Raw genomic sequence first — 13,219 nt, 5'->3', positions numbered from 1 at the left:
GGGAAAATTTGGCATTTTCGCGCCATTATGTCGTCTATGAAAGACACCATTCGCCTCGCCGCAGACCTTGGAGCAGCCCTCAAAGATGCACGTAAAAGAGCCGGGCTAAGCATCACGGACCTGGCGAAGCAGGCCGGACGCGTGCGCGACGTGATCTACCGCTTGGAAGCAGGCGGGGAAACGTCCCTGTCATCGCTCTTCGCTGTCTTGTCAGTCCTGCACTTGCAGATCAAATTGGAAAGCACGGGCATGCCAACGCTCGAGCAGGTACAGGCTCGTTTCAGCCCTGACGCCGACGAGGACGAGTAATGGCGCTTCCAGACAAGATCCCGACGCTGGATGTGTCAATCGACGGCCAGCACGGCGGCCAATTGCTCAAGACTTCCACCTACGAGTTTCGTTACCCGAATACCGACCCCGGCCAACCAAGCGTTGCGCTGCTCATGCCCGCGAGGATCCGGCCTACCTGGCAAGACGGAGACCTCTTCCCGGTGATGGATCAAAACCTGCCAGAGGGCGATCTGTTCCTGCGGCTGACTCTCATGTTCCCCAAGCATCAGCTGAGGCCCATGCATCTGTTGGCGATGATCGGTCAAAACGGGATTGGCCGCTTGGGGTATACCTTGCCAGGAGCGGAGCCGGCCGCGCCGCAAGCGCACATAGACCGAGCATCATTGCTGGCCACGCCGTTCTCTCAAGATCTGTTTGAAGAGCTGGTCAACACATACCTGAGTACAGGTGCAGGCATTGCCGGCGTGCAGCCGAAAATCATGATTTCCGACCGCGCAACGGTGCCGATCCCCTCCGTCATCGTGAAGGTGGCACCGACGGCGTACGCGGGCTTAGCAGCGAACGAGTTTCTCTGCCTGTCGGCCGCTCGACGCGCGGACATCCTGACGCCGAGCTTCGACCTTTCCCACGACGGCCAGATGCTGGTGGTTGACCGCTTCGATCTGGAACCACGTCCGGACGCAAGCGTCATACGCCTGGGCTTCGAGGACATCGCCTCGCTCATGGGTTTGCGCGTACGCGATGCGCTGTCGGAACGTAAATACACGAGCAGCTACCAGCGCATCGCAGAGCTATTGCGGTTCCTGCAACTGCCCGCCGAAAACCTGCATCGGTTCTTCGAGCAAGTTGCTTTGAGCGTCATGGTGCGCAACGGCGACGCTCACCTGAAGAACTTCGGCGTGCTGGTGCCCGAAGGTGGCCCTCCGCGGCTGTCTCCGCTGTTCGACGTGGTGACAACCGCGATCTACTCGTACACGCGCTACGTGGGCGACGCCGAGCAAACGGATCGCACGATGGCTCTCAAGCTGTTCGCGGGCAGGCACCAGACCAAGGCCTACCCCACTACCGACGAGCTGTTGCGCTTCGGCACCGAGGTCTGCGGGATGGTGAGGCCTCGACCCGTGATCGAGCGGATCGCGGAGGCGATGCAGCAGACACTCAAGGTGGCCAAGGGCGACTCGCGAATCCCAGCCGACCTGTTGACGACTATGACCGCCGTCTGGGAAACCGGCATGCAGTACGCGTCGGCCTAGAACCTAGCCGCCCCACTCCACGCTTACGCCGGCTCCAGGATCGCCTGCACCTGAAGGCTGACGCCGCGTGTCAGGCTAAGGGCCGATGGTCGCTTCCGCAGCAGAGTTGCCACTCGGCCGGCGATAGCGGCCTCAGCCTGGGAGCAGACGATGGCACGACCCTTAAAAAGTGGTCGCCCTACTTTCAGGGCATCCGGCCCACGGAAGTAAGACTCGAATCAACGTCAGGCTTATCTCCCTGGCCGTAGCACTGGCCATAGACATCAAATGCATCAGCGGCGACCGCGATGGCACCTGCAACGCAGCCAATTCCCATTGTGAAAGCACCGGATGCAAAACAAGTCAGTGCTCCCGCTCCCGTCGTGGCAGACAGCGAAGCAATGGCCATCTTGCATTTGTCGAGGCTGGCAAGTCCCGCGGCAGACACGACCTTTTCTGTCATGGCAATGGTGAGGTAAATCGACGCCTTAGTGGGCGTCATGCTCGCAAGTTTCATCAGCCCGACAGTCTTGAGCGTCTGCGTTGCCACAAAGTTGGCCGCCTTCAACTCTTCTGACCCCGTCGCCGTTGCGGCGACTCCGGAGATCGCAAGTCCCTTTTTTGAAAGGGCCATCGCGAGCGAGGATCCGTTCGTCGGCTGGTCCTTTGCGATTTCCAGCGTGGCGTTAAACACCTTGGTAAGTGACTTGACCAAAGCCGTGTCTTTCGCCAGTTCGGAAGTCTTCTTTTCCGGACAAGTCATCAACAGCATGCGAACTTCCGACTCTTGAAACTGAGACACGTCGATCTCCTCTTTGACCCTTGAAACGAGTCAATTCCGGCACGTTGGCACGTAGCGAGCAGACGGACATCCTCAAATCCGAGGACGTTGGCGGGAAATTTCAAACGAGTGACCGTTTCCGCTGCTGAGCGACCGACGCGCGGCTGGCGAACAGCCCTGATTGCTCGCCCTTCTGATTTTCGCGCTGTGCTTCGGCTTCAGCTTGAGAGTGGCGCGGGCAGTTCGCTAATCCAGGATGGTCGCTCACGTCGTTGGAGGAAAGCACAAGCCCCTTCGCAAGACCGCCGTCGCTCCTGAGCGCCCACCAGCTCCAGACTGGACGTTGTCGTCGATTCAGTCGCAGCAAAGCTGGTTCCGAACAAGCGCTCTCACCGGCGCGCAGAACTCCCGGCCGGCTGTACCCTTGCGGCCTTTGCGCCGACGCAGCGTAAAGACGTGCACTGGGAGGGCCGGCGGATGGACGCCTTTTGGAACGATGGCGAGACCGATGCCATAAAGGGCCTGGATGCGCTGGGCGTGCGCAACTTCGACCAGCGCGTCGAACGCGCATGGATGGGCAGCATCACGACCATCTCGCCTCGCGCTATCTACTTCTGCCTGCTGCCCTGGCTGGTTACCGAGCACTACTTGAGACACCTCAGGCAGGTCCCTGGTGGCGCAGCGCTGGTGGAGGCGGCCCCTGAAGATCTCAGCGCAGCCATGCACCGGCTGGAATTCGTCGTCGTCGCCGCCAGCATCGGGCGGCCAGGCCTGCCCCCTTCCCCAGTCGCCCCGCTCGGTAGCGGGCTCATCGGTCCAGACGTGTTCAGGACCGACCTCGATGCGCTCGAAACCCAAGGACGAGTGGCACTGCCGACCGAATCCAAGGGAACGATGCTCGGGGTGTATTTCCAGCCATGCCGCGGCTTTGGTCTGCTGGACCATACCCAAGATGCGCAACGGGTTATCGTGCCCGCGCGGGGCCGCGAGATTCACCTCGCCCAGCAGGCATTGGTGGAGGGTAGTGAGCTTGAGCGCCTGATCTTCGACGGCGGAGAGCTGACACGCGAAGCCCTTCTCGCGCACGGTGTTCACTTCTCGGCGCATGCGCTGGCCAATCCAGGTCGCCGCCGTGAGTTGCTGACACAGGCACTGCTGTCGAGCGCCACAGCGACAGACGGGGCGCTCGGCGGCGAGGGGATCTACCGGAACTTCCTGGCAACCACGCGTTGGGCCTTCTCTTGCTTGGATGGCAGCGCGGCCACGGCGACGGCGCTCATCCAACGCGCCTATGTGTCGGCTCAAACACACGCCTCACTTTCCAATCCGGCCGCGTCGCCTGCGCTGGCTGCGCTATCCATCGGCCGGTATGAGTTCCTGCGCCGCACGCACCATGCGCTGGAACTGCTGTTTTGCGCCCTCAACGAAACCCTGCACAAAGCCGCAACTGCCGAGCAGGCGGTAGCGGTCTGGGATGCCGAAGAGGGTCAGCTGCTTTGTCGGCTGCCATGGCCAGAGCGGCCGCTGAGATGCACGATGACAGAACTCACTCAGCAGTTGCCCGGCGACTTCTTGACCCAGCGGCTGACTGTCAGGGGCGCGGCAGGCCTGGATGCGCGCGAGAAGGCGCTGTATGCGCTCGCCATGCTGCTCTCCGATTCACTTCACAGCGAGTCCTTGAGGGCCGATGGTGCCTGGAACGACATCAGCCGAGAGGCCAGGCGCGCGATGCAGATCCTAGCTGCCGCCCGCGGCTCGGCGGCTGCGGATGTGATGGTGCAGCTGCTGGACGAGATCGTCGTTGAGAGCCACATCCACACCACGCTGCGCAAGATGATGAGCCCTCAAGGCCGGTACTCGCTGCGCTTCATGCGAGACGGCAGCACGCTTATCCCGACCGGGGCAGCGGCTTCCCCAGGGTTCAGCGGGGATCGCCTGCGCAATCTGCTGTCCGTCTGGGCGGACCTGGGTGCCTTACAGGTTGCGGGCGGTGCTGGCATGCAGTTGTCGGAAGAAGGCCGTGCCATCGCGCTCCGTATCGACGAGTACTTCGCGTCATGAGGTCCAGCCTGCTCGACGCCCTTGCCAAGGTTCAGGACGTGACGGATGTGATCGTCATGACCCACAACGTCGACTTCACCTTCTTGCAGACTTTGGCGCTTCGCGCGCTGACTCGTCACACGCAGCCGCGCATCACGGTGTTCGCCGACGCCCAGTGCGCTCAGGAGAGCTTCGCCTCACAGCGCCAGCATTTGACGGGACTCGGGCTGCGATATCGGGTGGTTCCTGTGGCGATGGCCCCAGGCTTTAGGTTTCACCCCAAGGTTGTGCTGCTGGCCGGCCCTAGCGATGCGACGCTGTTCGTGGGCAGCGGCAACCTCGGCCTCCCCGGCTGGCGTGAGAACGCCGAGGTGTGGGTGCGCTGCGATGCCTCTAAGGACGACTTGGCGCCGTTCGCGCAGTTCCGCTCGTTCGCCCTGGACGTGATCTCACGCGTGCCACTCAACGACGGGCTAAAAGAGATGCTCACGCAGATCTACGACCCGGCACGCAATGCCTGGGCTGCCGGCGCCGATAACGCGCTGGGAAACCTGCAGGGGCCAATATTGATCGGTCGCGCGGGCAGCGGGCCGACGCTGCAGGATAAGCTGCTCGGCTGGCTGAATGCCGCTGGCGCTGATGGCCCTGTAGAGCATTTGTACGTCTGCTGTCCCTACTATGACGAACAGGGCGTCGCGCTCGCAGCGCTGCTGGCGAAGATAGCGCCAGCTCGTGCCACGCTGCTGTACCAGCCCAAGGGTTCAACGCTGACTCTGGCGGCCCACGAGGCAAACCCGCACGCCGAGCTGCTGCAGGTGACGGCGCATCGGGGAAAGCGCAATAGCAAGAGCGAGCTAGATGCTGCGGCTACGCTGCGGGAGGTCTTCGTGCACGCGAAGTTCTATGCCGTGCAGCGCGGGGATGAGGTGTTGATGCTGGCCGGGAGTGCGAACTGCTCGGTTGCCGCGCTGACGCTGGACGGCAATCTAGGTAATGCGGAACTGATGGCCGCTTGGCGAATGACCACGGTCGAATTCCAGGCCCAATGGCTGCAGGAATTGACGACGGTTGCAGGCGCAACGCCTGTGCCGGCATTTGTTCCACCACCTCAGGCGCCACCTCGCACTATTGCCTCGCTGCGAATCCTGGCCGCGCGCTTGACGGACGATGATCAGCTTAGGGTGGCGTTTTCGCCGGCCACTGCCCAAGTGGTCTCCTGCCTGCTTGACGATGAGCCCGTGCAAGCGGTGACCGTGCGCCCGGGCATTCTCAGCTTGACGGCGCCTGACCGTCGTGCGCGACACGTGGTGCTGGTTGATGTCCACGGTGAGCACTCTCCGCCCGGCTGGGTGGACGACGAATCACGACTCTTACCCGTGCCTGCTTCGAACAAGGTAGTGGAATTTCTCGCGGACGCTGTCAAGGAAGGCGAACTGGGCCTGGATGCATGGATCGAGGGCGTGAAGCTGCTGACGCAGTCATTGAACAAGATGCCATCACAGGCGCAAAAGCGCCCGTTTTCTCGGCCAAGCGCTGGCCGCCCTGATCGAGGTCCTGCCGCTTCAACCCTGTACCCCGCACAGGAGGTGCTACCTGAAGTTGGTCCAGGGACTTGCACGACATTTGACACACGCTCCGCCCAGGGTCGAGCTTCAGGCTCGCTGCAGGTCATGGAAGGAGAGCCTGTGTCCATCGCCACCCTGGTGGCACGCTGGTTCGACATCTCGGACGAGGCAGCCGCGGATAACAACCCTCAACAGGAAACTAGCGAGAGTGAAGAACAGGAAGGGGTCGACGCACCGACGCGATTTCGGAAGCGGCGCCCGACCTCGCCGGCGCCCGCGCAAGAGCCTGGGTGGGTAAAGCCAGGACCCTCGCCCTCCCCTCCACCCTCCCCAGAGCCGCCTTCCTCGGTGAAGACGGAGCGTCTCGCCCTTATTGCGCTTGTCGATGCACTGACGAACGCCAAGTTGTTCGTGTCACGCCCCGCCGACATGATTGCGGACGATCTGCGGCTGGCGGCGATGCTGCTGACTGCGGCGCGCTGTCGCGGCTTCATCGGCGACGAATGGCTCGTGGACGCATCCAAAAGGGCCTGGGTGGCGATTTTTGTGGATGGCGGGCCCGATGCCCCCAAAGGCTGGCTTGCCAATCGTTTGGACGATCCTGCCCTTGTTCAGTCGCTTCAGTCCCCCACCATGAGCGCGGCACTGCTGGGCTGGGCCTGCTTCGCCGTCCAGTCGGGCACCTCAACTCTTGATGGGGCTATGTTCGAGCTGCTGGCTGCTCAAGCCATCGCACAGCATGCTTGGATCTTTCAGGGTGGATCGAACCAGGATGTTGCCCTTGATCTGGGTCGATTTGCTCTTGGTGTGGCGACACCGGGAATGTCCCGGGAGACGGTGTTGGCCGACGTCTATGCAATGGAGATGCGGCTGGCAGCTCTTGGGGCAGTGGCAAATACGCTGATCTGGGCTGTGGAGAACGAGATCGTTGACCAGGGATCACAGGGCGATGCGCAGATCGGCGACCTGCTGCTGCAACGTGTGCGCCTGAACGGCGAGATGGCCCTGCGCTTTGGCGTCGTGACAAACACCGAAATCGCGTCCGGCATGGAGGTTGTGTTGGTGCATTGGGTGGCCACTGGCCCTCTGAGGCTCACCAAGACATCGACTCGCTCAGTGGCTGGTTTGATTACCCGTTCTCCACTAATGCCCGACGAGACGGCTTCACTGAACGCATACATGGCGGCGTTGTCTCAGATCACCTGAGATAGGCGCGCAGCGCGGCTACGTTGCACACTCTCTCGAGCAACGAGCAATCGCGCTCTCCAGTTCGCAGCGCTAAAGTTGCACGACTGCGCCTGCAAGCCGCATGCAGCCTCGTTGCACGCGGTATTTGTGGGGTTTTTTGTGGGGTTTTCAGGCGAAGTCGAAGAAAATCTTTATATCCGACAGGCACTTAGCGTTCATATCGGCGATCAGGTGCAGAGCATCGGATAGGTTTTGCGCTCAGGCAGCCAGCTGTGCTTCGGCCTGAGAAGCGCCAAGAACCCAGCGGGCCAGGCGGAGCCGGGCAGGCTTGAACAGCTCGACGTAGGCCAGGGGCTGCGGGTCAACGACGGGCCCGGCGTCGAGGGCGACATCGAGCAAAGCCACGGCGTCCGGCGGCAGCAGGTCGATCTCGTCCACGCCCTGCCCTGCTGCTGGCAGGACCAGCAAGGGCTCATCCAGCACGTCAAGCAGACCCCGGCAGACCGGATGGGCGCTGAAGTACAGCAGGCCGGCACCACCGGCGGCCGAAGCGAGACGGCGCGGCACGCGATGGCTGCAACGCAGCAGGAAGGCGGTTGTGCCAGGCTCGGCGTCACGGATGGCGCGGTAGGCCTGGTCGTCGATCTGCAGATAGGCGGCGGCCTGTGCCAGATCGCGACACGCCAGCATGGCGGGCTGGCCCTCGTCCGCCCGGCGCATCAGCTGGGCCGCAGCAGCCTTGTCATCCAGTCGGCAGGCGAGCAGATAGCCGGCCGCCGTCGGCAGCGCCACGATCGCGCCTGAGCGCAAATGCTGGTCAGCCGCCTGCAGCAGCCTGGTCTGCGGGTTGTCGGGATGGACCTCGTAGCGCTGATAGCGTGGCATCGTGCGACCTCGTCATGCCTTAACGACGGGCTCAAGATAAGGATGACCAGCCGCCGGGCACGTCGGACAAGCCGCCACGGTACTGCCGGATCGGGAGCCAAATTCCACGTCTGAATGCCAAAAATGCCGGACCTCGCCACCGGAACCAGGGGGGCCGGCTGTGGCCGCAAGCTAAAGTTCGTGCTTGATCAATCGCGGGGCGGCAAGAAAAACTGTTGGATTGACAGGCACTTAGCCGCAGCGACAGCGCACCCCCATCGCAAAAATCCATGGAATACCCCGGCAATCTCTTCGTCGTCGCCGCCCCCAGCGGCGCCGGCAAATCCAGCCTCGTGAAGGCCCTGCTGGAGCTGGACTCCCGACTGGCCGTCTCCGTCTCCCACACCTCGCGCGCGCCGCGCGGCCAGGAGCAGCACGGCCGCGAATACTGGTTCATCACACCGGAAGAGTTCCGCGCCAAGGTCGACCACGGCGACTTCTTCGAATGGGCGGAGGTGCACGGCAACCTCTACGGCACCTCACGCGCCGGCATCGAGCAGCGCCTGCAGCATGGCGAAGACGTCGTGCTGGAGATCGACTACCAGGGCGCCCTGCAGATCAAGCAGCTCTTCCCGTATGCGGTGCTGATCTTCATCCTGCCGCCGAGCTGGGACGAACTGCGCCTGCGCCTGAACCGCCGTGGCGACACCCAGCCCGAGATCATCGCCACGCGCATGAACAACGCGCGCATCGAGGTTGCCCAGGCCCAGCACTTCGATTTCGTCGTCGTGAACGCGGTGTTCGACACGGCTGTTTTCGATCTCAAGACCATCGTCCACGCACAACGGCTAAAATACGCGGCTCAGCGCCGAAACCGCTCGGCCGTCTTTCAGGCGCTCGATCTGCCCTGATCGCGCAAATCACAAGGAACACCATGGCCCGCATCACCGTCGAAGACTGCCTGACCAAGATCCCGAACCGCTTCCAGCTCGTGCTGGCCGCCACCTACCGCGCCCGCATGCTGAGCCAGGGCCACAGCCCCCGCATCGAGAGCAAGAACAAGCCCGGCGTCACCGCCCTGCGCGAAATCGCTGCCGGCGAAGTCGGTATCGAGATGCTGCGCAAGGTTCCGGTCTAAGTCAGACTCCGCTGAACATGAAACGGGCGTCCCAGGACGCCCGTCGTCATTTGGGCTTCGTATAAATTCGGGGCCCATATGGCCCAACGTTCCCTTACCGCCTGGTTTCTGCCCGGTCTGCGCGAGAAAGCTCCGCCGACGCAGGCAGAAGCGGCTTCCTTTGACGCGCTCGCCCCCAAGCTCGGCTACCTGAGCAAGGCAGAGGTCAAGCGGGTGCGCGAGGCCTACAAGTTCGCCGACGAGGCCCACCTGGGCCAGAAGCGCGCTACCGGCGAGCCCTACATCACCCACCCCATCGCCGTGGCCGGCATCTGCGCCGAATGGCGGCTGGACGCCCAGGCCCTGATGGCGGCCCTGATGCACGACGTCGTCGAGGACTGCGGCGTCTCCAAGGCCGAGCTGATCGAGAAGTTCGACGCGACGACGGCCGATCTGGTCGACGGCCTGACCAAGCTGGACAAGCTGCAGTTCTCCACCAAGGAGGAGTCGCAGGCCGAGTCCTTCCGCAAGATGCTGCTGGCCATGGCGCGCGACCTGCGCGTCATCCTCATCAAGCTGGCCGATCGCCTGCACAACATGCGCACCATGGGCGCCATGGCGCCGCACAAGGCCCGCCGCATCGCGCGCGAGACCTTCGACATCTACGCGCCCATCGCCCATCGCCTGGGCCTGAACCAGACCTTCCGCGAACTGCAGGACCTCTCCTTCCAGTATTTCCACCCCTGGCGCTACGCGGCCCTCAGCAAGGCCGTGGGCAAGGCGCGCGGCAACCGGCGCGACCTGGTGTCGCGCATCGAGGCCGAGATCCGCGCCGCCTTCGCCAAGGCCAGTCTGCGCGTCGAGGTGCAGGGGCGCGAGAAGACGGTCTATTCCATCTACAAGAAGATGCGCGAGAAGGGTGGCCTGTCCTTCGCCCAGGTCAGCGACATCTTCGGCTTTCGCATCCTGACCGAGGAGCCGCTGCAGTGCTACACGGCCCTGGGCGTGCTGCACCAGCTCTACAAGCCCCAGGCCGGGCGCTTCAAGGACTACATCGCCACACCCAAGGACAACGGCTACCAGTCCCTGCACACGACGCTGATGGGGCCGCTGGCCACGCCGCTGGAGTTCCAGCTGCGCACCGAGGGCATGCACCAGATCGCCGAACAGGGCGTGGCCGCGCACTGGATCTACAAGAGCCGCGGCAAGCAGGCCTCGGCCCTGATCGCCCAGCAGGCCAATGCGCGCTGGCTGCAGAGCCTGATCGACATCCAGGACGAGACGCGCGACGCCAACGAGTTCCTCGAGCACGTCAAGATCGACCTCTTCCCCGACGCGATCTACGTCTTCACGCCCAAGTCCAAGATCATGGCCCTGCCCAAGGGTGCGACGCCGGTGGACTTCGCCTACGCCATCCACTCCGACGTCGGCGACCACTGCGTCGCTGCCCAGGTCAATGGCGAGGCCGTGCCGCTGCGGGCCGAACTGCGCAGCGGCGACATCGTCGAGATCATCACCGCCCCCGGCGCCAGCCCCAACCCCGCCTGGCTGAGCTTGGTGCGCACCGGCCGTGCCCGCTCCAAGATCCGCCACTACCTGAAGGACCTGGAGCAGGAGGAGTCGCGCGAGCTGGGCGAGAAGATGCTGGCCCAGGCCATGCGCACCGAGGGCCTGGGCCTGCCCAGCCTGGAAGTGGACGACCCGGCTGCGCCCATCTGGCATGAGCTGGCCACCTGGGCCGGCAGTGCCAGCACCGAGCAGTTGCTGGTTGACATCGGCGCGGGTCGCAAGATCGCCACCATCATCGCCAAGAAGCTGGCGCGGCTGATGGCCGAACAAGGGCAGAAGCCCGACGCGCTGGCGTTGACGCTGGGGCGCTTCACCGAACAACCTTCGGGCCAGGGCAGCGTGACCATCGACGGCAGCGAGGGCGCCTCGGTGCAGCTCGCCAGCTGCTGCCGCCCCATCCCCGGCGACGAGGTGCGCGGCTATCTGGGCCGCGGCGAAGGCTTGGTCGTGCACACCTGCGAATGCGCCGTCGGCCGGCGCCTGTTCCAGCGCGACAGCGAACACTGGATCCAGGTCGAATGGGCCGAGGAGCTGACGCGCAGCTTCGAGGCCGGCATCGCGCTGCTGATGATCAATGGCAAGGGCGTGCTGGCCCAGGTGGCGCAGGCCGTCGCCCAGGCCGAGGCCGACATCACCCACATCTCGATGAGCGACGAGGCGCAGTTGCGCGAGACTGCCGAGATGACGCTGTTGATCGCCGTGCGCGACCGCCTGCATCTGGCCGACGTGCTGCGCGTGCTGCGCCGCACGGCGCCCGTGCAGCGCGTCTGGCGCGTCAAGCCTTGAGCCCATCGTCTGGTCTTGCGGCGCTGGACGCGCGCAAGCCCAGCCGGTCCCCCTGGGGGACGGCGATTGCCCGGGCGTTGAACCCGGGCAACATCGCCAGCCGGGCCGGCTAGGGGCGGCCCGTCGCTCGGCCCGAGAGGGTCAGGTCGCTAGCGGTGCCGGGTAGCTGACCTCGACGACTTCGATCTTCTCGACGCCCACCGGCGTGACGAGGTTGAGTTCGTCGCCGACGCGCGCCTTCAGCAGGGTGCGGGCGATAGGAGAAATCCAGCTGACCTCGCCGGCCAGGCTGTCGGACTCGTCGATGCCCTTGATGGTGATGGTCTTCTCGTCGCCCTTCGCGGTGGCATAGGTCACCGTCGCGCCGAAAAAGATTTGCTCGCTGCCATGGTGGGCACTGGGGTCGACGACCTCGGCGATGTCCAGGCGCTTGGTCAGGAAGCGTAGGCGGCGGTCGATCTCGCGCAGCCGCTTCTTGCCGTAGAGGTAGTCGCCGTTTTCCGAGCGGTCGCCGTTCTTGGCGGCCCAGGACACGGTCTCGACCATCTTGGGCCGCTCGACATCGATGAGCTGCATGAACTCGGCGCGCAGCCGCGCGTAGCCGCCCGGTGTCATGTAGTTGCGCGTACCGGCCGGCAGAGCGGGCAGCGAAGGGCCGTCGCCGTCGTCATCGTCGGCCGAATCGGATTCCTTGGTGAAGGCCTTGTTCATGCGAGCATTGTCCGATGCAAGCGCCCTCCTCCACCGGCCCCCTGACGGGCCTGCGTGTCATCGAAATGGCCGGCATCGGCCCCTGCCCGATGGCCGGCATGCTGCTGGCCGACCATGGCGCCGATGTGCTCGTCATCGAACGCCCGGGTGGCCAGGTGCTGGACATGGGCAAGACCCTGGACCGCGGCAAACGGCGCGTCTACCTGGACCTGAAGACGCCCGAGGGCCTGGCCGAGGCGAAGCGCCTCATCGAAGGCGCGGACGCGCTGATCGAAGGCTTTCGGCCCGGCGTCATGGAGCGCCTGGGCCTGGGGCCGGATGTGTTCAAGGCCGGCAACCCCCGCCTCGTGTACGGCCGCGTGACGGGCTGGGGCCAGACCGGCCCGCTGGCCCAGGCGGCGGGGCATGACATCAACTATGTCGCGCTGACCGGCGTGCTATCGGCCGCGACGCGCGCCGGCGTGGCCCCCAGCATCCCGGTCACGATGATCGGCGACATGGGCGGCGGCGCGATGTTCCTCGCTTTTGGATTGATGGCCGCGCTGTGGGAAGCCCAGCGCAGCGGCCGGGGCCAGGTCGTCGACGCGGCCATGGTGGACGGCGTGGGCCTGCTGTCCACGCTGATGCACTCGCTGCGCGCGGCCGGGCGCTGGAGCGACGAGCCGGCACAGAACTTCTTCCTGCACAGCTCGCCCTTCTACGACTGCTTCGAATGCGCCGACGGCCGCTTCGTGTCCCTGGGCGCGCTGGAGCCGCAGTTCTACGCCGAGCTGCTGCAGCGATTGGGCTTTGACGATGTCCCTCCCTCAGCCCAGCACGACCGCCGCCAGTGGCCGGCCCTGCGCGAACGCGTGGCTGCACGCCTTCGCGAGAAGACGCGAGACGAGTGGACAGCCCTGCTGGAAGGCACGAATGTCTGCTTCGCCCCTGTGCTGAGCTTGGCCGAGGCGCCGCTGCACCCGCACGCGCAAGCCCGGGCCAGCTTCCAGCAGTCCGAGGACGGCCATTGGCAGCCGGCCACCGCGCCGCGCTTCAGTCGCTGAACGAAAAACGCCCCGGAGCGAACTCCGAGGCG

11 protein-coding genes are annotated in these 13,219 nt (G+C 64.5%); 8 read left to right on the top strand and 3 right to left on the bottom strand.

Annotation, left to right across the window (positions count from 1 at the left end; all coding sequences use genetic code 11):
- The first annotated feature begins 36 nt into the window (after nt 1-36).
- Both ACS5PN_RS26525 and ACS5PN_RS26520 read left to right on the top strand, forming a co-directional pair.
- A complete protein-coding gene (locus tag ACS5PN_RS26525) occupies nt 37-309 on the top strand; it encodes a helix-turn-helix domain-containing protein (protein WP_439467041.1) in 273 nt (90 codons plus the stop codon).
- Nucleotides 309-1,544 (top strand): type II toxin-antitoxin system HipA family toxin, encoded by a 1,236-nt coding sequence (locus ACS5PN_RS26520; protein WP_439467040.1) that lies wholly within the window; start codon nt 309-311, stop codon nt 1,542-1,544. The genes ACS5PN_RS26525 and ACS5PN_RS26520 overlap by 1 nt, the downstream gene beginning before the upstream one ends.
- Nucleotides 1,545-1,728: 184 nt before the next feature.
- On the opposite strand, the gene ACS5PN_RS26515 is transcribed toward ACS5PN_RS26520, so the two are convergent.
- Nucleotides 1,729-2,325, bottom strand: a complete 597-nt coding sequence (locus ACS5PN_RS26515) for a hypothetical protein (RefSeq protein WP_439467039.1) — start codon at nt 2,323-2,325, stop codon at nt 1,729-1,731.
- Nucleotides 2,326-2,781: 456 nt separating this feature from the next.
- Here ACS5PN_RS26515 and ACS5PN_RS26510 point away from each other — a divergent pair, with 456 nt between their 5' ends.
- On the top strand, nt 2,782-4,365 hold the full coding sequence (locus tag ACS5PN_RS26510) for a hypothetical protein (RefSeq protein WP_439467038.1): 1,584 nt from the start codon (nt 2,782-2,784) through the stop codon (nt 4,363-4,365).
- On the top strand, nt 4,362-7,115 hold the full coding sequence (locus ACS5PN_RS26505; RefSeq protein WP_439467037.1) for a hypothetical protein: 2,754 nt from the start codon (nt 4,362-4,364) through the stop codon (nt 7,113-7,115). The genes ACS5PN_RS26510 and ACS5PN_RS26505 overlap by 4 nt, the downstream gene beginning before the upstream one ends.
- A 240-nt stretch (nt 7,116-7,355) precedes the next feature.
- Here ACS5PN_RS26505 and ACS5PN_RS26500 read toward each other — a convergent pair whose 3' ends face one another.
- Entirely contained in the window at nt 7,356-7,982 is a 627-nt protein-coding gene (locus tag ACS5PN_RS26500) for a Sua5/YciO/YrdC/YwlC family protein (RefSeq protein WP_439467036.1), read from the bottom strand.
- A 269-nt stretch (nt 7,983-8,251) separates the two neighbouring features.
- On the opposite strand from ACS5PN_RS26500, the gene gmk reads away from it, so the two are divergent.
- From gmk to ACS5PN_RS26485, 3 genes are all read left to right on the top strand, one after another.
- Nucleotides 8,252-8,872 (top strand): guanylate kinase, encoded by a 621-nt coding sequence (gmk, locus tag ACS5PN_RS26495; protein WP_439467035.1) that lies wholly within the window; start codon nt 8,252-8,254, stop codon nt 8,870-8,872.
- 23 nt (nt 8,873-8,895) lie between these two features.
- Nucleotides 8,896-9,099 (top strand): DNA-directed RNA polymerase subunit omega, encoded by a 204-nt coding sequence (rpoZ, locus tag ACS5PN_RS26490; protein WP_025563690.1) that lies wholly within the window; start codon nt 8,896-8,898, stop codon nt 9,097-9,099.
- 78 nt (nt 9,100-9,177) lie between these two features.
- On the top strand, nt 9,178-11,433 hold the full coding sequence (locus ACS5PN_RS26485) for a RelA/SpoT family protein (RefSeq protein WP_439467034.1): 2,256 nt from the start codon (nt 9,178-9,180) through the stop codon (nt 11,431-11,433).
- 141 nt (nt 11,434-11,574) lie between these two features.
- Here the strand turns inward: ACS5PN_RS26485 and greB are convergent, their stop codons facing one another.
- Nucleotides 11,575-12,144, bottom strand: a complete 570-nt coding sequence (gene greB, locus ACS5PN_RS26480) for a transcription elongation factor GreB (RefSeq protein WP_439467033.1) — start codon at nt 12,142-12,144, stop codon at nt 11,575-11,577.
- A gap of 14 nt (nt 12,145-12,158) precedes the next feature.
- Here greB and ACS5PN_RS26475 point away from each other — a divergent pair, with 14 nt between their 5' ends.
- A complete protein-coding gene (locus tag ACS5PN_RS26475) occupies nt 12,159-13,187 on the top strand; it encodes a CaiB/BaiF CoA transferase family protein (RefSeq protein WP_439467032.1) in 1,029 nt (342 codons plus the stop codon).
- Nucleotides 13,188-13,219 lie beyond the last annotated feature (32 nt).

Source organism: Roseateles sp. NT4 (genome assembly GCF_051857475.1).
Classification (GTDB): Bacteria; Pseudomonadota; Gammaproteobacteria; order Burkholderiales; family Burkholderiaceae_C; genus Pelomonas.
The sequence above is the reverse complement of the archived record's forward strand: the minus strand, read 5'-3'. Positions and strand labels throughout refer to the sequence as shown.

Bases quoted from the DNA above. Each gene is read 5' to 3' on its own strand.
- ACS5PN_RS26525 (WP_439467041.1), top strand. From the start codon at position 37: ATGAAAGACACCATTCGCCTCGCCGCAGACCTTGGAGCAGCCCTCAAA.
- ACS5PN_RS26520 (WP_439467040.1), top strand. From the start codon at position 309: ATGGCGCTTCCAGACAAGATCCCGACGCTGGATGTGTCAATCGACGGC.
- ACS5PN_RS26510 (WP_439467038.1), top strand. From the start codon at position 2,782: ATGGACGCCTTTTGGAACGATGGCGAGACCGATGCCATAAAGGGCCTG.
- ACS5PN_RS26505 (WP_439467037.1), top strand. From the start codon at position 4,362: ATGAGGTCCAGCCTGCTCGACGCCCTTGCCAAGGTTCAGGACGTGACG.
- ACS5PN_RS26500 (WP_439467036.1), bottom strand. From the start codon at position 7,982: ATGCCACGCTATCAGCGCTACGAGGTCCATCCCGACAACCCGCAGACC.
- gmk (WP_439467035.1), top strand. From the start codon at position 8,252: ATGGAATACCCCGGCAATCTCTTCGTCGTCGCCGCCCCCAGCGGCGCC.
- rpoZ (WP_025563690.1), top strand. From the start codon at position 8,896: ATGGCCCGCATCACCGTCGAAGACTGCCTGACCAAGATCCCGAACCGC.
- ACS5PN_RS26485 (WP_439467034.1), top strand. From the start codon at position 9,178: ATGGCCCAACGTTCCCTTACCGCCTGGTTTCTGCCCGGTCTGCGCGAG.
- greB (WP_439467033.1), bottom strand. From the start codon at position 12,144: ATGAACAAGGCCTTCACCAAGGAATCCGATTCGGCCGACGATGACGAC.
- ACS5PN_RS26475 (WP_439467032.1), top strand. From the start codon at position 12,159: ATGCAAGCGCCCTCCTCCACCGGCCCCCTGACGGGCCTGCGTGTCATC.